We start from the raw sequence: 18,557 nt of genomic DNA on the forward strand, positions 1-18,557 counted from the left end.
TGGTGACCGTGGTTGTCCGGTCCTACGGGCACGGATGGGGCACTGCCTCGGCCTGTGCCGTTCCGCGGCGCTTCCATGAGGGGGCGAGAGGCGCACCGGCCTCCGACCACGACCGCAGCGTGTCCCGGTCGGAGTGCGGGCGCCGAGACGGTGGCCGGCTCATGAGGGCGGGCACCACGAGGGGGCGAAGGAGGCCACCGGAACCCGAACGGTGAGCGGCCCGGCCGAGGGGCGCGGGAGTTACTCGCCCGGCCGAAGGGCTCGGGAGTTACTCGCCCTTCCCGCCGCTTGCCTGGCCGTTGCCGGCCCCGTTGTCCGCTCCGCCGGCGTCGTTGCCGGGATTCCCGTTGCCCGACGTGCCGCTGTTCCCGGATGTGCCGCTGTTCCCGGAACTGCCGGTGTTCCCGGATGTGCCGGTGTTCCCGGATGTGCCGGTGTTCCCGGACGTGCCGGTGTTCCCGGATGTGCCCGCCGTGCCCGCCGTGCCCGTGCCGGCTCCCGCAGCGCCCTCGCCCGGTTTGCCCGTGTCGCCGGACCCGTTCGGTCCGGCTGTCGCCCGCGCCAGCTGCTCGGCGCAGTACGCGGCGACCTTGCCCTCGCCGCCCGCCGCCGCGGCGAGTTGCTGCCAGGCCGTGGCGTCGAGTGCCTTGCCGTTGTCCTTGACCTGCTCGTAGGCGCGGCAGTGGGCCTCGGTGTCCTGGGCGGTGGCCGGGCCGTCCGTCGGTCCGGCGCCGCCGGAGGAGGCCGACGAGGTCTCACCGCCCGGCCGGGTCGGGGCGGAGGCCGACGGGTGCTCGGGCCTCCGGTCGGTACCGGCGCCGTCCGTGGACGAGCCGGCCGAACCGATGGCCGCGACCGCGACACCGCCCAGGGTGAGGCTGGCGAACACGGCGGCGAACGTCGCCTTCACAGGGCGCCCGGTGCGCCGCCCCGCAGGCAGCCGCCAGTCGTCCCGGCGCCGGGTACGCGCCCGGGGCGCGCCCGCGGAGCGGGCGGCCCGGAAGGCGCTCACGGCCCGCTGTTCGGCCTCGGCGGTGCGATCGCCTTCGCGCAGAACCGCGGCCAGCACCGTCTCCAGCGCGGAGCCGTCACGCGGCTCCCACGGGCCGGACGCGGCGTCGTCAGGGTGCACACGCCGACGGCCCGGCACTCCGTCGCCGCTCAGCCGTTCACCCATGTTCGTTTCCGTTCCTGTCCGATTCTGTCCGACATGCTCGATTCACCTGGCGTTCCGGGCCCTGATGCCTGTCCGCCGGCCCACTGCCGCGGGCGTCGTTCATTTCGACTCCCCCAGCGTCCGGGAAGCCTCATCCGTCACACCCTCCGCCGCCTGGCCCCCGACGCCCAGCTGGTGGGCGAGGCGTTTCAGGCCTCGGTGGGCGGCGGTGCGGACCGCTCCCGGGCGCTTGCCGAGGACGCGCGCGGCGGCGGTACCGTCCAGGCCGACCACGACCCGCAGGAGCACGGCCTCGGCCTGGTCCTTCGGCAGCCCGCGGACCAGTTCCAGGGCCCGCTCGGTGGAGAGGGTCTCCAGCGCCTGGACATCGGTGCTGTGCGGGCCGGGCATGTCCAGTACGTCCTGTTCGGTCCCCGCCGACCGGGGCCGCACGCGCTGGCGGCGCAGATGGTCCAGTGCCCGGTGCCGGGCGATGGTCGCCGTCCAGCCGCGGAAACCGGCCCCGTCCCCCTTGAACCGTCCGAGGTCACGGGCGATCTCCAGCCAGGCGTCGGACGCCACGTCCTCCGCGTCCTCGCCCACGAATCCGCGCAGATAGCCGAGCAGGCCCGGTTGCACGATCCGGTAGGCGACCGCGAAGGCGGCCTCGTCCCCGTCCTGGGCCCGCGCGACTGCCGCGCCCAATTCCCCGTCGTACGTCTGTACGCGGCGGGGTTGCCGTGCCTGGCCCAAGACTGTCCTCGTTCGCACCTGGTTCAAAAGCGAGTCCGTTTCGTCCGACGAGCCCCGATGGCATCGACGGCCCCATGGAGACCAGCGTGCGTGCTCACGGAAGTGTCACCACGCATCAGGCGTCCCTCACGTCGTCGTCGGGGCCCCTGTCGCGTGGCCGGTGAAGCCGCGAGGGCCGTCGGCAGGTCCAAGGAAAGGGCGGCGTACGGACGTTGAGCCGATCCGTACGCCGAGGCCGGACGGCGTTACGGCTCGGCGGCGCCCGGCGGATCCGGTGTTCGGGCACCTGCACGTGACCCGCGCCGTCCCGACCGGGTGACGTTGCGCGCCGGCCGTGCGCTGTGTGAGTACCGAGTCCGCTCCGGACAGGTCGACGGTGATCGGTGATCCATGATCGGTGATCGGTGATCGCCAGGCCCGCCGTCGATGCCACGACCACTCCCGGACCTCTCTCCGCGCCGCTCCGACTCCCCCCGGGAGCGACAAGGAGAGGGACGGGGGCGGCCGGACCCCGACCACCGCACGGGGTCCGGCCGCCCCACACACCCGTTCGGACCAGCGGCGGGCGGGCGCGCGACCACGACCACTGGTGCGCAGCCGCCTCCCGCCTCCCGCCAGCCGCCTCCCGCCTCTCCGCACGACGGCCGTGGGCGTCCGGAACGCGGCGTCCGCCGGGCGGAGTGATGCTCCGGCGCCCCCGTGCGCTCCTTCTGTGATGAGCGACTACTTCCATCTGCGAGCGGTGCCGCCCCCGGCACTGCGCAACAGCGCGACCTGGCTGGAACGACTGTTCGGGGACGACCGGGACACCGTCCGGCACCGCGTCGACCGGCATCGAGAGGAGGTGCTGGACAAGCGATATCTGGATCAGGAACTCCTCTACGTCGGTGCTCCCCCGCATCGCGCGGGGGAGCGACCCCAGGCCCAGGTGGTGCTCGGTGGCCGGCCGGTGTTCCACCCCGATCGGTACAAGCCGCCGTTCCTGGTGCTGACGGCGGGCCAGGCGCACCGGGTGGCCCGCTTCCTGATGACGGCCGACTTCGACGCGCTGTGGGTTTTCGCTCGCGACGAACTGCTGTCGCGCTACGGCGGCGCCGCGGAGCCCGACACACGGGGCACTTTCGCGGCGGCGCACCGGGAGCTGACGGAGTTCTACGCGCAGACGGCCGAGTGCGGAGACGCGGTGGTGAAGTGGCTGCCGAGCTGAGGCACGCGGCACGCGAAACCCGCTGATCCTCAGCCGGTCGGGACGTGTGAGGCGCCGCGCCAGGCCTGTCGTCCCTTCCCGTCGTCCGCCCGAGGGGCGGGCCCCGCGGACTGGTTGGTTGCGGGGAAGTGTGTCCTCACGCCCTCCCCTTACGGAGTGGATCTCCGCCGGAGCCGCGCCTCCTCCGCACTACGGTGAGTGCCGGCGGTGAGTGCCGACGGTGAGTGCCGACGGTGAGTGCCGACGGTGGTGATCACGGAGCACCGCCGGAGCGGGTCAGGAACCGAGGAGTTTGCGCTTCTGGTCCTCGAACTCCGCTTCCGTGAGGACGCCCTGGGTCTTGAGCTCGCCCAACTGCTTCAGCTGTTCGATCCTGCTGGTCATGTCGGGGGCGGCCGGAGCGGACCGCTCGGCAGGAGGCGCCGGCTGCGGTGCGGGGGGCGCCTGGTACTCCTGCTGGGCCGCCCATCGCCCCTGCTGTCGGCGGGATACACGGTTCGACACGGCGGTCGCCGTTCCGGCGACGACGGCCGTACGGGCGACCCCTCGGATGAGTCCCGGCATGGCGATCTCCCTTCTCGCTTCCCCTTGCCCTTGCCCTTGCCCTTGCCCTTGCCCTTGCCCTTGCCCTTCAGGTCAGGGCGCGGTCTCGGTCGCGTCGAGCGCGGCCAGAACCGCGGGCACCGGGATGCGCCCGGAGGCGACCAGCTCGGCACCGCCGCGTCGCAGGGCGGCGGCGAACGGCGCGGCCCAGAGGTTCTCGTAGACCAGGACGCCGGCGGAGTTGCCGGGTGCCAGGGCGGCGGCTGCCTCTTCGAGGTCGTCCTGGCCCAGCAGGCCGGAGGACGCTCCCTCGAAGACGGTCAGGTCGAGTTCGCCGTCGCCGGTGAGATCGCCGATCTCCAGCCCGGTCACGGTGCCGTCGGCGTCCTTCCGGATGAACGTCAGGTCGAGGATCCGGATGAGACCGCGGTCCACCAGATCGACCAGGAGGGGGAAGCCCTCGCCGGTCATTCGGTTGCCGGGGAACTCGACGACCAGATAGTCGATCGGTCCCATCTCGCCGGATGTGTCGACTCCGTCGTCTTCGTCGAATGCGTCGCTCACGGCGTCACCTCTGGGCTCGTGGCTGCTTCCCCATGTCATTGCATCACCGCACCGGGGCGGCCGCACGTCGTACGCGGTTCACTCGTCGGGCGCACCCGGGTCGCGCGGTCGGCGTCGCACGGATCTTCTGGTGCCCATGGCCCACACAGGCGACGAGCCGCTCTCGAACCGGGAGCGCGGCGAACTGGATGAACTGCGGCACCGCGTCGGTGCCCTGGAGAGTGGCGCGCGTCCGCGGGCGGCCCGGCACCACCCCTTCCGGTCCACGGGCTCCGTCCTGCTGATCCTCTGCGCGGCCCTGCTGTCGCTGCTGTCCGTCATCGCGGTCTGGGCGAACAGCATCGTGCGGGACACGGACCGCTACGTCGCCACGGTGGGGCCGCTGGCGTCCGATCCGGATGTGCAGAAGGCGGTCACCAACCGGGTCACCGACGTGGTGCTGGCACAGATCGACGTGAACGCGTTGGTCAAACAGCTGCAGGACGTCGTGTCGGAGCAGGGCGTCCCGCCGAAGGCGGCCCAGCTGGTCGGCAACCTGGACGCGCCGATCACGAGCGGTCTGAAGCAGCTGGTCAGCGGCACCGTGGAGCGGGTGGTCACCAGCAGTGCCTTCGAGACGGTCTGGGTGGAGGCCAACCGCAAGGTGCACTCGGCCGTCGACAAGGCCCTGACGGGCGAGGCCGACAGCGCGGTCTCGCTGGAGAACGACCAGGTGGCCATCGACGTGGCACCGATCGTGGCCCAGGTCAAGGAGCGGCTGGTCGACGCCGGTCTCGGAGTGGCCGCGAACATCCCGGACGTCCACACGGACTTCGTGGTGGTCCAGTCGAAGGACATCGGCAAGATCAAGACCTATATGAGGGTCCTGGAGATCATGGGCACCTGGCTGCCCGTCATCGCTCTGCTGGTGGCCGCGGCGGGGGTGTACACGGCGTTCAACCGCCGGCACGCGCTGATCGGGGCCGCGTTGGCGGTGTTCGCGGCCATGCTGGTTCTCGGGATCACCCTCACCGTCTTCCGTGACGTCTACCTAGACCATCTGCCCTCCGGTGCGTCGCCGGCCGCCGCCGGAGCGGTGTACGACGCGCTGATCAAGTTCCTGCGCGCCGGTGTACGGGCGCTCGGTGCCGTAGCCCTCATCACCGCCGTCGGCGCCTTCCTCAGCGGTCCGTCCCGGATCGCCGTTCTCGTCCGCAACGGCTGCCGCAGGAGCATCGGCGCCCTGCGCGACGTGGCGGTCTCCGGAGGGCTTCGACTGGGGGCGGTCGGGCGGTTCGTACACCGCTTCAAGCGCTGGATCGGGGCCGCGATCGTGGTGGTCGCCGCGATCGTCCTGTTCACCTGGGACTACCCGACCACGATGGTCGTGGTGTGGACCACGGTCATCGTGCTGGTGGGCTTCGCGATCCGTGAGTTCCTCGACACCGGATCCGCCCCGGCCGCCACCGAATCCAGGGCCACCACCGCTCCCTGAGGTGTCGCCACGCGCCGTCGCGACGGCCGACACCCCCAGGGCGGGGCGGGCAGGCCGCCCCACGGCATGCCGGACGTCGCGTCCGGGGCGAGGCGAGCCCGTCCGGGACCGACCTCGCGCAGCGGTTGCGGCCCCTGCCTCACCCGGTGCCCTCATGGGCCCGCCGCCGTGTGGTCCCACCTGGGGGCCCTTGTCCTACGCCGCACACCGCGACCGCGGTGTGCTCAAGCGGGCCCGCGCGGATACGAGATCCTCTCCGGCGGGCGCTCCTCGGCCACCGGGCGCTCCTCGGGCAGGTCGGAGATGTTGTCGCGCCGGACCACGCACAGCGCCCAGATGATGAAGCCCGAGATCGCGATCATCACGACCGACCACACCGGGTAGTACGGCAGGGAGAGGAAGTTGGCGATGATGACGAGTCCGGCGATGGCCACGCCGCCGACGCGCGCCCACATCGCGATCCGGAGCAGCCCCATGCTGACGATCACGGCGACCGCGCCCAGCGCGAGGTGGACCCAGCCCCAGCCCGTCAGGTCGAACTCGAACACGTACTGCCGCGTCGTGACGAAGATGTCGTCCTCGGCGATGGCCATGACGCCCCGGAAGATGTCGAGCAGGCCGACGAGGAAGAGCATCACCGCCGCGAAGGCGGTCAGGCCGGTCGCCCATTCCTGCTTCGCCGTGTGCGCCGGCCGGGTGTGTGTCGCGGTCATCTTGTACCTCGATTCGTGGGGTCCGGCATGCTCAGCGGGCGGGAGTGCGGGTGGTGGAGCCGGCGTGCTCCGCCGGGCCGGAGCCGCTCAGGACCAGTTCCTTGGCCCGGCGGAACTCCTCGTCCGTGATGTCGCCGCGGGCGCGGATCTCCGACAGCCTGGCGAGCTCGTCGGTGCTGCTGGGCCGGCTCATACCGCCTGCGGCCTCCCTGATGTGGGCGTCGAAGGCTTCCTGCTGTGCTCGGGCCTGGGATATTTCCCGGCGGCCCATGTTCCTGCCACGGGCGACCACGTAGACGAAGACGCCCAGGAAGGGCAGCAGGACGGTGAACACCAGCCAGCCGGCCTTCGCCCAGCCGCTCAGGTCGTCGTCACGGAAGATGTCGACGACGACGCGGAAGAGCAGGACGAACCACATGATCCACAGGAAGAACACGAGCATGCTCCAGAAGACGCTCAGCAGGGGATAGTCGTACGCGAGGTACGTCTGCACGCCCATGTCTCTCCTCCGTCCCGGGCGCTCGCCCGGCCGCCGTTGCCTGCTGCCTTCAGCGTGGACACGGCCGGGGCCGGGTGGCCTCACCCGGCGCGGGTGAGGCCACCCGGCGGCCGGCACGCGATGGACGCGCTCCTGCGCGGCGGCATCAGGGTTCGGCCCGCGTACGGCGGGGCGCGGCGGCCGTCCGGTACCAGGGGGAGGAGGCTACGTACTGGCCGTCGCGGCCGATTCGTTCTGACCACGGGCACGATGAAGCACTCCGCTTTCTCGTGCACCGGATGTCGGCGGCCGAGTCACCGGGTCACCGTGTTGGCGCCTGCGGTACGCGACCAGCCCGCACTCATCGGTGCACCTCCAGGCGCAGGTGGGCGACGCGGTCCGTTGCGGTCTGCATCCACCGCGGGTCGGCGTCGAGGTGAACGATCGCCAGGTCGGCGGCGGGGTGAACGATCGCCAGGTCGGCGGCGAGTACGTCGGCGACCGTCGAGCCCGGGGCCGTCTTCACGGCCGTGAGTTCGCGCATCCGCGCGAGGTGGGCGGCCCGTTGGTCGGAGAGCTGCCGCCGGGCTCCCGCCTCGTCGGCGACCACCGGGGCAACCACCGTCTCGGTGAGCGGGATGTTCGACGGATTCAGGTGCGTCGGCAGGATGGGGGCGTGTGTCCTGTCACTGGCTGCCCCGCGTGGCGGACGGCTGGAGGAGCTGGTCGACGGGCGCGAAGTCGTCGGTGAGCGGCCGGGCGTCGCCGATCCAGGAGGTGAGGTCGTCGCCGGTGGCGATCCTCCAGCCGGTCTGCCGGGCGTCCAGCGCTTCCTGGGCCGCGCCCAGGTCGACCGGTCGGTCGGAGGCGAGCACCACGAGATTGCCGCCCTCGGCGGTGGCGGTCGGGTCGAGGCCGAGAGCGGCGGGTTCGCCGACGAGGGCGACGTGCTCGAACGTCCTGCCGAGGGTGGCCACTTCGGCACGTGCGAAGGCCAGAGCACCGTGGTCGATGAGGTTGGCGACGTACAGGCCGTCCTCGTCGAGGACCCGCCGTACGTCAGTCATCGCTTCCACCGTGGTGAGGTGCCACGGCACGCTGACGCCTCCGAAGGCGTCGCCGACGACGAGGTCACGGCTGCCGGTGTCCAGTCGCCGCAGGCCGAGCCTGCCGTCCTCGGCGCGCACGTCGATACCGGCTCCCGACCGCAGACCGAGCCGGTCGCGGTCGATGCGTACGACCCCGCTGTCGATCTCGGACACGACGCTGTGCGTCCCGGGCCGCGTGGCCGCGAGGTAACGGGGAAAGGTGAGCCCGCCGCCGCCCACGTGGTGGGCGGCAAGTGGCTCGCCTTCGGGAAAGGCGGCGTCGACCACCGACGCCAGGGCGCGCACGTACGCGAACTCCAGGAAGGTCGGATCGTCGATGTCGACGTAGGAGTGCCGCAGGCCGTCCAGAACGAGTGTGCGGCCGCTGCCCCGGTCGGGGTCTGCGACGACCCGTGCGCAGTGGTACTTGGTCTCCGCGTCGCAGCCACCGGGCGCGACCGTGGTGGCGAGGCCGCCGGCCACGACCGCGAGGGTCAGGGCAGGGGTGCCGCTCCACCCGCGCGTTCGCCACTCCAGTAGCCCCGCGCCGACCACCAGCAGTGTTCCGAGGCCGATCAGGATGCCGCTGACCGGCAACCGGGATACGAGGACGAAGCCGGTGAGGACGGTGCCGACGATGGCGCCGACGGTGCCGACGCCGGAAAGGCGGCCGACCACCGTTCCGGTCTCGGCGAGGCTGGTGAGACGCAACTTGGTGACGATCGGCGTCACCGCGGAGAGCAGCGCGCCCGGCACGAGGATGGTCAGCGACGCGATCAGCAAGAGCATCACCGGCGCCCACTCCGCGGTGGTGCGCAGCAGGGCGGGGGTGAGCGCCACGACCGCTCCCGACACCCCGAGCGAGGGGCCTATGAGCCGGCGTGGCTCGACCTGGTCGGCGAGGCGCCCACCCAGCCAGGAGCCGAGGGCGATCGCGGTGAGGGCGATGCCGATCACCATGGTGCTGGTCTCGAGGGTGAGGCCGAGATACGGAGCCAGCAGCCGCAGAGCGACGATCTCGACCACCAGGACCGCGGCCGAGGACCCGAACACGAGCGCGGCGGCGGCGCGGGGACCCAGGCCGTGGTCGCGAGGCGTGCCCTCGGGGGCAGGCGAGGATGACGATCCGGTCACGGGCGACATCCTCGCATGCGGTTCATCGACCCTTGAGGCGTCTGCGAGCCGTTGATTGACCGTGGCTGTCCGCTTTTCGAGGACACGCGCCCGTCAAGTTCGCCGTGTCCGTCGCATTCGCCGTGTCCGCCGTGTCCGCCGCAGCGGACTGGACGCCACCGCTCAGCACGCGGGGCCGCTGGACCGTCGGCGCGGACGGAGACCACTTCAAGCTGCGGTCCGGCAACTGGCAGGAAGCCAGCGGCACTTGGAGCGGTTCAGGAGGTGCTGACGAGGACGCCGACCACCACGCGAGCGAGAACTCCGGGCGGATACCGCTCGGCCCGGACCGCGCCCCCATGGCCGAGATCGTCGCCGGATTCCGGCCCTCGGTCCCCCACGGTGCCCTCGGCTCGGACACGCCCCCCTGAGCACGCTCACTTGGCGCCGACGAGCCGGACATCACTTCGGCCGGGTGGACACCACTTCGGCCGGGTGGACACCACTTCGGCCGGGTGGACACCACTTCGGCCGGGTGGACACCACTTCGGCCGGGTGGACACCACTTCGGCCGGGTGGACATCACTTCGGCCGGGTGGACATCACTTCGGCCGGGTGGACCCGTGCCGAACCGGACCGCACGGCGGCCGTGGTTCCGGAGAATCCCCCGGAGCGGGTGATGCCGGACCCGGTGGAGGCACGGTGACATGAACCGAGGGCACCCCGCCCGCGGGAGGTCGATATGGCCGGAAGCCGTTCCGCGCCCGCTCCACGCTGGGCCGCACGTGCGGCTCTGGCCGCGGGCTTCGGGGCGATCGTCGTGCTGCTGCTGTTCGCCGGGCTCGACAGCCTGCTGCTCGTCCTCGTGGGGGCCGCAGGGCTGGCGGTGACGGCGGCGGGCGTGTGGTGGGCGCTCGTCCTCACGGGCCTGGGCCGGGTGCTGGCCGGGGTCCTGGCCTTCGCCGCCCCCGCCGCCGTCGTCGTGCTCTACGTGGCGTCCGGGCTGCTGTGGGTGGTGCTCGTCTCGCTCGCGCTGTGGGTCCTGGCCGGCTTCTGCGGCAGGGTCGCGCTGGCAGGCGCCGAGACCACCCCGGCACGGACCCCGGAACGCGCACTGGCGCCGCCGCGCCGCCCGTACCTGATCATGAACCCGCTCTCGGGTGGCGGCAGGGTCGGCCGGTTCCGGCTGCGGGAGAAGGCCGAGGCACTCGGCGCCGAGGTCTGCGTCCTGGACGTGGCCCGCCGGCAGGACGTGGCCGCGCTCGCCCGCCGGGCCGCCGACACGGGCGCCGACCTGCTCGGCGTCGCGGGAGGCGACGGCACACAGGCTCTCGTCGCGGCCGTGGCCGCGGAGCGCGACCTGCCGTTCATGGTGATCTCCGCCGGTACCCGCAACCACTTCGCCCTGGACCTCGGGCTGGACAGGGACGACCCGTCGACGTGTCTCGACGCACTCACCGACGGCGTCGAACTCCGCATCGACCTGGGTGTCATCAACGACCGGGTGTTCGTCAACAACGCGTCGTTCGGCGCCTACGCGTCCGTCGTGCAGAGCCCCGCCTACCGAGACGACAAGGTCCGCACCACCCTGCAGATGCTGCCCGACCTGCTCACGCACCAGTACGGCCCGCACCTCGCCGTACGCGCCGAGGGCGTGACCGTCGACCAGCCGCAGGCCGTACTGGTCAGCAACAACCCGTACCGGACGGACGACCCGGCGGGACTGGGCCGCCGGGAACGGCTGGACTCCGGCGTCCTCGGGGTGCTGGGCGTGACGGTGGACAGCGCGGCACAGGCAGCGGGGATGCTCCGCGGGCACCGGGCGACCGGGCTCGCGCAACTGACCGCTCGGGAGGTCGTCGTCGATGCCGATGCCGACGCGATCCCGGTCGGCGTGGACGGCGAGGCCCTCACCCTGCCGACCCCGGTCCGGTGCCGGATCCACCCGCGCGCCCTGCGCGTGCGGGTCCCCCGCGACCGGCCCGGCGTGCCGCGCGGCAGACCCCCGATGGACTGGCGCCGGGTGCGGCGGCTGGCCATGACGACGATCCGGAGGGCCGCGGGACATGGAGGATGACCGCGCGGGACCCGGCCCTCGCACGACCCTCTCGGCCGCGGCGCGGGCGATCGGTCTGTCGGCCGGACTGGTCCTCGCCTACTACCTGTTGCCCATGGACATACTGGTCGACGCCGGAACGGTGGCCGGTCTCGTCCTCGGTCTGATCGCGGTGACGGCGCTGTTCCTCTGGCAGGTTCGTGCGATCGTCCGTTCCCCGTACCCCGTACTGCGGGCCGTGGAGGCGCTCGCCGCCGTCGTCCCCCTGTTCGTCCTGCTCTTCGCCACCTCGTACTTCCTGCTGGAGCGGTCCGCACCCGGCAGCTTCACCGAGCCCCTCACCCGCACCGACGCCCTGTACTTCGCGCTCACCGTGATCAGCACCGTCGGCTTCGGCGACATCACCGCCCACACCGAAACGGCACGCGTCATGACGATGATCCAGATGACCGGCGGGATCCTGCTTGTCGGGGTCGCGGCCCGGGTGGTGGTCAAGGCCGTCGATACCGGGCGGCGACGGGACCCGAAGAGCGGGTGACCGGGCTCCGTCGGCTGACGCTCCGAGCCTGCCCCGGCCGCAGCGGTGCGACGGCCCCACGGAGCCGTGCGTTCGCGCGGAGCCGCGGCCGCAGGACGGCTCGCACCCAGCCGTCCTGCGGCTACGGCTCCGCCTCCGCCTCCGCCTCCGCCTCCGCCTCCGCCTCCGCCTCCGCCTCCGGCGAACGGGGCTGGGTCTTCGGGATCCGTGAGGTGAAGAACATCGCGAGGAGCGCGACGAAGGCCAGAACGGCGACTGCGGCGCGCAGACCGTCGATCCTGGCGTCTTCGTTCGCGTCGAGTGCCGCTTCGGTCACCTTCTCGCTCGTGCCCGCTTCGTCGAGCGCGGACTTGAGCTGGGCGTCCGACAAGAACGGTACGCCGCTTTGGAGTTCGACAGTCGCCTGGCTCTTGACCTCGGCCGGGACCGCCGGATTCTGTTCCACGCTGGTGAGGAAGGACGTCGTCATCGCGGCGATCAGGATCGACCCGGCGAGCGCCGTACCGATCGAGGCGCCGAGGTTGGTGACGGAGTTCTGGACGCCGCCGACTTCCGCGCTCTGGGCTTCCGGCACCGCGGACACGGTGACCGACCCGAGCTGGGACGCCAGCGCGCCCATGCCCAGCCCGATCAACAGCAGGGGGATGGTGACGATTTCCGCACCGGCGTCCGCGTCGAGCGCGGCCATCAGCACCACCGCGCCCGCGAACAGCGCGAGGGTTCCCAGCCGTACCACCCGGCGCGGCGAGACGTCCGGAAAGTAGCGGGGGATCAGGACGGCGGCCGCCAACAGCGTGACCGAGAGCGGCAGGATGCGGGCGCCGGTCTTGAGCGCGGACAGACCCAGGGCGACCGACAGATAGAGCGGGACGAGGAAGAAGACACCCATCTGAACGAGGTACTGGAAGAAGAACATCGTCAGTCCGCCGGTGAGCTGCCTGTTCTGCAGCATCGCCGGGTCGACGAGTGGCTCCCCGTGCCGCTCCACCACGCGGGCCTCCCAGCGCAGGAAGAGCCAGATCAGCAGAAGACCGGCCAGCATCAGCCACACGGTCAGCGAGACTCCGAGCCATGAGGGCGCGTCGGGCTTCGGCAGGAACCAGCCCCATTCGTCCGAGCGGAGCACGCCGTAGACGAAGATTCCCAGCCCGAGCGCGGACAGTACGGTGCCGACGAGGTCGATGCGAGGGCGTTCGCCGACCGGGGCGTCGGCGATGCGGCGGGCGAGCACCAGGATGCCGAGCACCACCAGGACCTCTCCGGCGAAGACCCACCGCCAGGAGAAGTACGTGGTCGCGACGCCGCCGATGAGGGGCCCGACCGCGATCGCCACGGCGCCTGCGGCCGCGACGAGACCGTAGGCGGCGGGACGGCGTTCCGTGGCGAAGTTGCCGGCCACGAGCGCCACGATCGCGGGCAGGATGAGAGCCGCACCGATCCCTTCGAGGAACGACCAGCCGAGCAGCAGCACGGGCAGGTTCGGTGCGAGCGCCGTGGTGAGGGAGCCGCAGCCGTAGATGACGCAGCCGATCATGAACGCGCGTTTGCGGCCGATCAGCGCCCCCACCTTGCCGCCGGGGATCATGAACATCGCCATCACGAGGGTGTAGGCCGTGATGGCGCCCTGGACACCCGTCACCGTCGTGCCGACGTCTTCGGCCACCGTCGCGATCGAGACGTTCATGACCGAGCTGTCGAGCGCCATCAGGAACTGACCGGACGCGAGTGTCAGCAGGACGATTCGCGCCTTTGCCGCACTCTCGGCGGTTTTTGTCCTGGGTGCCATCCGCGCATCGTCCCAGCCGCCCTGAAGCGCGGACCCCGACCTGCCCCGGAGGTCGACCGGTTGGCGCAGTGACGGGTGCTCGGTCGAACGAGTCGCCGCCACTCCGGTATGGCGATCGGCCGCTACTCCGGTATGGCGATCCCTCCCGGTTGCGCGACCGGCGGACGGAGTCGTCGCGCTGCCTCCCGACGACGGCGTCCGCGACGACACCGTTCCGTTATGTGCGGACGGGCATGGAACTGCTCGTCGAGCGTTGCCGGTCGGACACCCCGAAGTGCGGAGTGGCCTTGGTGGGCCGAGATTGGAAGTAGCCCGACCGGCCGAACGCGACCGCGCGATCGCGCGCACGCGCGGGGCGGCACGACACGAAGGAGCCGGCGCATGAAGGACCTCAAGTTCGAGCAGAAGCGCTCGCTGTCACGCCTTGAGGCGGCTGACCAGCTCACAGAACTCGCAGCCGCGCTGAGGGAAGGTGGGGAAGCCGAACTGGAACTCGGCCCGGGAACCCTGAGCCTGCGGATCCCCGACGACCTGCGCAGCGAGATCGAGGTCGAGATCGGCGAGGGGGAGATCGAGCTGGAGATCGAGTTCACGTGGCCGACCGCGCCGACCCGGACACCGTCATCGCGGACGGTCGCAGGCACGGAGGAGACCACAAGGCGAAAGAGCGCGCCCGCGAAGCCAGGACACGGCAGCACAGGCACCAGGGGAACCAAGAGCGCGAAGCGGTCCGCCACGAAGACGTCGTGAGTCATCGTGAGTCGTGCGGGGACCTCGGACCGACGCTGCGGATCTTGTCGACGCCTTTCCGCGCGACGGCTGCGGCGCCGAGCACAGGCAGGTCACGGTGACGAAGCGGCAGAGTTGCCCGCGGAGCCACATCGGGAGTGACTCCGCTCCATACCTTCCGCCCCGGCGTGGGCCTGGCTGAGGAGGGCGTCGGCCAGGAGGGCATCGGCCAGGAGGGCGTCGGCCAGGGCCTCGGGGCCGGACCGCCCCACCTTCTTCGGCGGGCCGTTCGGCGGGGCCGTTCGGCCCTTGTCGCCCCTTGGGCGTACTGACTTCACTGATCCCGCCGTCCCGTCACGTGGGCTCGGTCCACGGTCCCACCTGCGGGCGACGCGGGCGACGCGGGCGGGGCCGCGCGGTGCGAGGACGAAGCGGAGAGCGTCGTATGGCGGGAAGGGAAGTGGGGAGATGATCGCGGCCGTGGGGCATGCCGACCTGACCCGGGACACGCTGGAGCTCGTGGAGTCCGAGCTGCGAGAACGGCTGGAGCGGCTGTTCGTCAGGGCGTCGGGGGTGGTGCGCGTGGGTGCTGGTGTGCCGGTGGCGTTCGGGCGGGCCGTGCGGACGGCGGGGCGGCAGCTGGTCGTGGTGATCCCCACGCAGGCGGCGGTTCCCGTGGTGCCGCCGGAGCGTGATCGGGCGGCGGCCGGCGAACTGCTGTCCCTGGCCCGGCAGGTGCGCCTGCTGGCGTACGACCCGGCCGACCGGGACGCGTGCGTCGGCGCGGACGAGCGGCTGATCGCGGGATGCCGGAAGGTGCTGGCCGTGTGGGACGGCTCGCCGTCCAACGGTCGCGATGCCACGGCGCATCTGGTGGCGTACGCCCGTGCCCGCGGCGTCCCGGTGGAGGTGCTGTGGCCGGAGGGGGCCGCCCGCGAGGCCGTACCCGGCGCACCGGAGCGGGACGGCGGGCGCGGTCCGCGCGGTGGCGGTCACCCGTTGCTCACCGTGGGCCCGGAGCCCATCCGGAACTCCAGCGAGGCGGAACAACCCCGATGACGAGCAACATCGCCGCCGTGCACCACCTCACCACCACGGCTCAGGGGGTGACGGGGGACGGAGGCCGGCGGGAGACGACGTCGGTGGGCTCGACCGGCGCCTCCCGCGCCTTCGCCTGGCTGCTCGTCATCACCGGTGGCCTCGGTATCCTCGCCTCCTTCGTGATCACCCTCGACAAGTTCGAACTGCTGCGGGACCCGAGCTTCTCGCCCTCGTGCAACCTCAGCCCGGTGTTGTCCTGTTCGAACGTGATGCGCAGCGACCAGGCGGGCGTGTTCGGGTTTCCGAACCCGCTGCTGGGCCTGCTCACGTACCCGGTCGTCGTCGCGATCGGCGCGGCGCTGCTGGCCGGGGCCCGGTTTCGCCGCTGGTTCTGGCTCGGGCTCAACGCCGGCACGCTGTTCGGCGCGGCCTTCTGCATGTGGCTGATGACCCAGGCGCTGTACGAGATCGGTGCGCTGTGCCTGTGGTGCTGTCTGGCCTGGGCGGTCACCATCGCCGTGTTCTGGTACACCACCGTGCACAACCTGCGGCACGGGATCATCCGTGCCCCGCGGGGGCTGGTCGCCGGGGTGCTGGAGTTCCACTGGGCGGTGCCGGTCACGTGGTACCTGACCATCGTCATGCTGGTCGCCACCCGCTGGTGGAGTTACTGGCACACGTTGTGGTGAGAGCCGGGCCTCCCGTGTCCTGGCCGCCGCACGGAGAGAAGAGGGGGCCGTTCGACCCCCTTCATCGGCCCCGCGGGGGCTGTTCGGCCCTATGCGGCCCTGGTACCCCGGAGCCGATCATGTGGCGGCGGCCGGGAAACGCTGAGTCCGCCCCCATGCGCACGGCACTTCCCGGCTCGTCGACGGCATGAGCGGAGACATGCACAGCGCATGAGCCGACAGGGAGGGAGCGTCCGGTGGACGAGGCACGGATACACCAGAGGGGGACCGCGCGACCGCGCGCCGTGGTCCCCGCGGCCGACGAGGTCGCCGGACGGACCGGAGGGACGGCCGCCCGTCCGTCGTGGGTGGAGTGGCTGACGACCACCGATCACAAGAGAATCGGGACGCTGTACCTGGTCACCGCGTTCGTGTTCTTCGTCCTCGGCGGTGTCATGGCGCTGTTGATGCGCGCCGAACTGGCCCGTCCCGGCACGCAGATCCTGTCGAACGAGCAGTTCAACCAGGCGTTCACGATGCACGGCTCGATCATGCTGCTGATGTTCGCGATGCCGCTGTTCACCGGCTTCGCCAACTGGATCATGCCGCTGCAGATCGGCGCCCCCGACGTGGCCTTTCCCCGGCTGAACATGCTCGCCTACTGGCTGTTCCTGTTCGGCTCGTCGATCGCGGCGTTCGGCTTCCTCACGCCGGGCGGCGCCGCCGACTTCGGGTGGTTCCTGTACGCGCCGTTGTCCGACGCGGTGCACTCGCCGGGGCTCGGCGCCGACATGTGGATCATGGGTGTGGCCCTGTCCGGGTTCGGCAGCATCCTCGGCGCGGTCAACTTCATCACCACCATCATCTGCATGCGTGCCCCGGGCCTGACCATGTTCCGCATGTCGATCTTCACCTGGAACGTGCTGCTGACCGCCGTGCTGATCCTGATCGTCTTCCCGGTGCTGGCGGCCGCGCTGTTCGCCCTGGAGGTGGATCGCAAGTTCGGCGCCCATGTCTTCGACGCGGCGAACGGCGGCGCGCTTCTCTGGCAGCACCTGTTCTGGTTCTTCGGCCATCCCGAGGTGTACATCCTGGCGCTGCCGTTCTTCGGCATCGTCTCCGAGGTCATCCCGGTGTTCTCGCGCAAGCCGATGTTCGGCTACATGGGGCTGATCGGAGCCACGATCGCGATCGCCGGTCTGTCGGTGACGGTGTGGGCGCACCACATGTACGTCACCGGTGGCGTGCTGCTGCCGTTCTTCTCGTTCATGACGTTCCTGATCGCGGTGCCCACCGGGGTGAAGTTCTTCAACTGGATCGGCACGATGTGGAAGGGCTCCCTGTCCTTCGAGACCCCGATGCTGTGGACCACCGGATTCCTGATCACCTTCACCTTCGGTGGTCTGACCGGTGTCATCCTGGCCTCGCCGCCGATGGACTTCCACGTCTCCGACTCGTACTTCGTCGTGGCTCACTTCCACTACACGGTCTTCGGCACGGTCGTGTACGCGATGTTCGCCGGATTCCACTTCTGGTGGCCGAAGTTCACCGGCAAGATGCTCGACGAGCGGCTGGGGAAGATCACCTTCTGGACGCTCACGGTGGGCTTCCACCTCACCTTCCTCGTCCAGCACTGGCTGGGCGCCGAGGGCATGCCCCGTCGCTACGCCGACTACCTCGCGGCCGACGGCTTCACCGCCCTCAACACCCTCTCCTCGATCGGGTCGTTCCTGCTGGGCCTGTCGATCCTGCCGTTCTTCTACAACGTCTGGCGGACGGCCAAGTACGGAAAGCCGGTCGAGGTCGACGACCCGTGGGGCTACGGCCGTTCGCTGGAGTGGGCCACGTCCTGCCCGCCGCCCCGGCACAACTTCGTCTCCCTGCCGCGGATCCGGTCCGAGTCGCCGGCGTTCGACCTGCACCATCCGGAGATCGCCGCGACCGAGGCGGTGAGGTGAGCCGTGTCGCAGCCCGTCCTCGCGCTGGGTGCCGCGCTGCTGACCGTGTCCGGTGGTGTCTGGTACGTTCCGGCCCTCGCCGATCTGCGCGCGGGAACCGACCGCCCGCTGTCCCGCCGTACCGCGGCGACGGCCTGCCTGAGCGGCTGGAGCACGGCCGGGATCATCGCGGCCCTGCTCATGGTGAGCGAGGCGTGGTGGATCCCCTGCGCCGCCGCCGTGGCGGGTACCGCCGTCACGGTCGGCTTCCGGATACGTGCGGCCGCGCAGCACCGACGTGAGGCGCGGGAGGCGGCCCGCCACTGGGCACAGCTGGGTCGGTGCCGGCCCCCGGCGCCCGACCGCTCCCGAAGCGCCGTCGCCCTGCTCGTCGGCTCCGGACTGGCCACCGCCGTGGCCACTGCGACACTCCTGCCGACCATCGGCCCTGGGAACGGCCCGGACTGGCTGACGGCCGCAGCTCCCGCCGCACTCGTCGGCCTGTCCCTCGCGATCGCGGTCACGTACACACGGATGGCCCGTCGCCGTACCGCACCGGCGGACCCCGCGCGGCCCTCACGCTAGGGAGTGCCCGGGTACGCGCTGTCCCCGCGCGGGTGAGGGCCTCCACGCCACGGTCCACAAGGCCCAGGTCGATGACCTGGGCCTTCGTCATGGAGAGCGGGTGACGAGAGCGGTGAGGCGGCGTGCCC

The 18,557-nt window shown here is 71.3% G+C and carries 17 protein-coding genes and 2 pseudogenes; 10 read left to right on the plus strand and 9 right to left on the minus strand.

Annotated elements, in window-relative coordinates; all coding sequences use genetic code 11:
• Positions 1-268: 268 nt before the first annotated feature.
• Together OG272_RS26640 and OG272_RS26645 are read right to left on the minus strand one after the other, a co-directional pair.
• Positions 269-1,177, minus strand: a complete 909-nt coding sequence (locus OG272_RS26640; protein WP_405895061.1) for a hypothetical protein — start codon at positions 1,175-1,177, stop codon at positions 269-271.
• A gap of 99 nt (positions 1,178-1,276) precedes the next feature.
• The gene (locus OG272_RS26645) at positions 1,277-1,909 is read right to left on the minus strand and encodes an RNA polymerase sigma factor (protein WP_326580037.1); all 633 of its coding nucleotides are present in this window, start codon (positions 1,907-1,909) and stop codon (positions 1,277-1,279) included.
• Between the two features lie 715 nt (positions 1,910-2,624).
• On the opposite strand from OG272_RS26645, the gene OG272_RS26650 reads away from it, so the two are divergent.
• Positions 2,625-3,116 (plus strand): DUF1877 family protein, encoded by a 492-nt coding sequence (locus OG272_RS26650; protein WP_327728571.1) that lies wholly within the window; start codon positions 2,625-2,627, stop codon positions 3,114-3,116.
• A gap of 276 nt (positions 3,117-3,392) precedes the next feature.
• On the opposite strand, the gene OG272_RS26655 is transcribed toward OG272_RS26650, so the two are convergent.
• Positions 3,393-3,680 (minus strand): SHOCT domain-containing protein, encoded by a 288-nt coding sequence (locus OG272_RS26655; RefSeq protein ID WP_326580033.1) that lies wholly within the window; start codon positions 3,678-3,680, stop codon positions 3,393-3,395.
• 72 nt (positions 3,681-3,752) lie between these two features.
• Positions 3,753-4,175 carry a DUF6325 family protein gene (locus OG272_RS26660; protein ID WP_327732164.1) on the minus strand — a complete coding sequence of 141 codons (423 nt, stop codon included), beginning with the start codon at positions 4,173-4,175 and terminating at the stop codon, positions 3,753-3,755.
• A gap of 184 nt (positions 4,176-4,359) precedes the next feature.
• Here OG272_RS26660 and OG272_RS26665 point away from each other — a divergent pair, with 184 nt between their 5' ends.
• Positions 4,360-5,697, plus strand: coding sequence for a hypothetical protein (locus OG272_RS26665; protein ID WP_327728570.1), 1,338 nt, complete (start codon positions 4,360-4,362; stop codon positions 5,695-5,697).
• Between the two features lie 224 nt (positions 5,698-5,921).
• On the opposite strand, the gene OG272_RS26670 is transcribed toward OG272_RS26665, so the two are convergent.
• From OG272_RS26670 to OG272_RS26685, 4 genes are all read right to left on the minus strand, one after another.
• Positions 5,922-6,410, minus strand: coding sequence for a hypothetical protein (locus OG272_RS26670; RefSeq protein ID WP_327728569.1), 489 nt, complete (start codon positions 6,408-6,410; stop codon positions 5,922-5,924).
• 31 nt (positions 6,411-6,441) lie between these two features.
• Complete coding sequence (locus OG272_RS26675) at positions 6,442-6,909, minus strand: SHOCT domain-containing protein (protein WP_327728568.1); 468 nt, start codon at positions 6,907-6,909, stop codon at positions 6,442-6,444.
• 340 nt (positions 6,910-7,249) lie between these two features.
• On the minus strand, positions 7,250-7,498 hold the full coding sequence (locus OG272_RS26680) for a hypothetical protein (RefSeq protein ID WP_405895065.1): 249 nt from the start codon (positions 7,496-7,498) through the stop codon (positions 7,250-7,252).
• Positions 7,499-7,574: 76 nt separating this feature from the next.
• Entirely contained in the window at positions 7,575-9,119 is a 1,545-nt protein-coding gene (locus tag OG272_RS26685; RefSeq protein ID WP_405895066.1) for a fused MFS/spermidine synthase, read from the minus strand.
• Positions 9,120-9,214: 95 nt separating this feature from the next.
• Here OG272_RS26685 and OG272_RS26690 point away from each other — a divergent pair.
• The 3 genes and pseudogenes from OG272_RS26690 to OG272_RS26700 form a co-directional block, all read left to right on the plus strand.
• Positions 9,215-9,475 (plus strand): annotated as a pseudogene (locus tag OG272_RS26690) (glycoside hydrolase); the annotation flags it as partial.
• A 356-nt stretch (positions 9,476-9,831) separates the two neighbouring features.
• Positions 9,832-11,166: a diacylglycerol kinase family protein gene (locus OG272_RS26695; protein WP_328223692.1), complete on the plus strand. Its 1,335-nt coding sequence runs from the start codon at positions 9,832-9,834 to the stop codon at positions 11,164-11,166.
• Positions 11,156-11,683, plus strand: a complete 528-nt coding sequence (locus OG272_RS26700; RefSeq protein WP_327728565.1) for a potassium channel family protein — start codon at positions 11,156-11,158, stop codon at positions 11,681-11,683. The genes OG272_RS26695 and OG272_RS26700 overlap by 11 nt, the downstream gene beginning before the upstream one ends.
• A 121-nt stretch (positions 11,684-11,804) precedes the next feature.
• Here OG272_RS26700 and OG272_RS26705 read toward each other — a convergent pair whose 3' ends face one another.
• Entirely contained in the window at positions 11,805-13,469 is a 1,665-nt protein-coding gene (locus OG272_RS26705) for an MFS transporter (RefSeq protein WP_328223693.1), read from the minus strand.
• Positions 13,470-13,850: 381 nt separating this feature from the next.
• On the opposite strand from OG272_RS26705, the gene OG272_RS26710 reads away from it, so the two are divergent.
• The 5 genes and pseudogenes from OG272_RS26710 to OG272_RS26730 all read left to right on the plus strand — a co-directional run bounded on the left by OG272_RS26710 (position 13,851) and on the right by OG272_RS26730 (position 18,429).
• Entirely contained in the window at positions 13,851-14,219 is a 369-nt protein-coding gene (locus tag OG272_RS26710; protein ID WP_327728563.1) for an amphi-Trp domain-containing protein, read from the plus strand.
• Between the two features lie 447 nt (positions 14,220-14,666).
• Positions 14,667-15,158: pseudogene (locus OG272_RS26715) on the plus strand (hypothetical protein); the annotation flags it as partial.
• 95 nt (positions 15,159-15,253) lie between these two features.
• Positions 15,254-15,928, plus strand: coding sequence for a vitamin K epoxide reductase family protein (locus OG272_RS26720; RefSeq protein WP_328223694.1), 675 nt, complete (start codon positions 15,254-15,256; stop codon positions 15,926-15,928).
• Positions 15,929-16,164: 236 nt separating this feature from the next.
• On the plus strand, positions 16,165-17,865 hold the full coding sequence (gene ctaD / locus OG272_RS26725) for a cytochrome c oxidase subunit I (RefSeq protein WP_326580012.1): 1,701 nt from the start codon (positions 16,165-16,167) through the stop codon (positions 17,863-17,865).
• Between the two features lie 3 nt (positions 17,866-17,868).
• Positions 17,869-18,429, plus strand: coding sequence for a hypothetical protein (locus tag OG272_RS26730; RefSeq protein ID WP_326580010.1), 561 nt, complete (start codon positions 17,869-17,871; stop codon positions 18,427-18,429).
• The last annotated feature ends 128 nt before the right edge of the window (positions 18,430-18,557 follow it).

Source organism: Streptomyces sp. NBC_00104, from assembly GCF_045160825.1.
Lineage (GTDB): Bacteria > Actinomycetota > Actinomycetes > Streptomycetales > Streptomycetaceae > Streptomyces.

What these genes read in the sequence shown, in the direction of transcription:
- OG272_RS26640 (WP_405895061.1), bottom strand. Translation starts at nt 1,177, where the DNA reads ATGGGTGAACGGCTGAGCGGCGACGGAGTGCCGGGCCGTCGGCGTGTG.
- OG272_RS26650 (WP_327728571.1), top strand. Translation starts at nt 2,625, where the DNA reads ATGAGCGACTACTTCCATCTGCGAGCGGTGCCGCCCCCGGCACTGCGC.
- OG272_RS26655 (WP_326580033.1), bottom strand. Translation starts at nt 3,680, where the DNA reads ATGCCGGGACTCATCCGAGGGGTCGCCCGTACGGCCGTCGTCGCCGGA.
- OG272_RS26660 (WP_327732164.1), bottom strand. Translation starts at nt 4,175, where the DNA reads ATGGGACCGATCGACTATCTGGTCGTCGAGTTCCCCGGCAACCGAATG.
- OG272_RS26665 (WP_327728570.1), top strand. Translation starts at nt 4,360, where the DNA reads ATGGCCCACACAGGCGACGAGCCGCTCTCGAACCGGGAGCGCGGCGAA.
- OG272_RS26670 (WP_327728569.1), bottom strand. Translation starts at nt 6,410, where the DNA reads ATGACCGCGACACACACCCGGCCGGCGCACACGGCGAAGCAGGAATGG.
- OG272_RS26675 (WP_327728568.1), bottom strand. Translation starts at nt 6,909, where the DNA reads ATGGGCGTGCAGACGTACCTCGCGTACGACTATCCCCTGCTGAGCGTC.
- OG272_RS26685 (WP_405895066.1), bottom strand. Translation starts at nt 9,119, where the DNA reads ATGTCGCCCGTGACCGGATCGTCATCCTCGCCTGCCCCCGAGGGCACG.
- OG272_RS26695 (WP_328223692.1), top strand. Translation starts at nt 9,832, where the DNA reads ATGGCCGGAAGCCGTTCCGCGCCCGCTCCACGCTGGGCCGCACGTGCG.
- OG272_RS26700 (WP_327728565.1), top strand. Translation starts at nt 11,156, where the DNA reads ATGGAGGATGACCGCGCGGGACCCGGCCCTCGCACGACCCTCTCGGCC.
- OG272_RS26705 (WP_328223693.1), bottom strand. Translation starts at nt 13,469, where the DNA reads ATGGCACCCAGGACAAAAACCGCCGAGAGTGCGGCAAAGGCGCGAATC.
- OG272_RS26710 (WP_327728563.1), top strand. Translation starts at nt 13,851, where the DNA reads ATGAAGGACCTCAAGTTCGAGCAGAAGCGCTCGCTGTCACGCCTTGAG.
- OG272_RS26720 (WP_328223694.1), top strand. Translation starts at nt 15,254, where the DNA reads ATGACGAGCAACATCGCCGCCGTGCACCACCTCACCACCACGGCTCAG.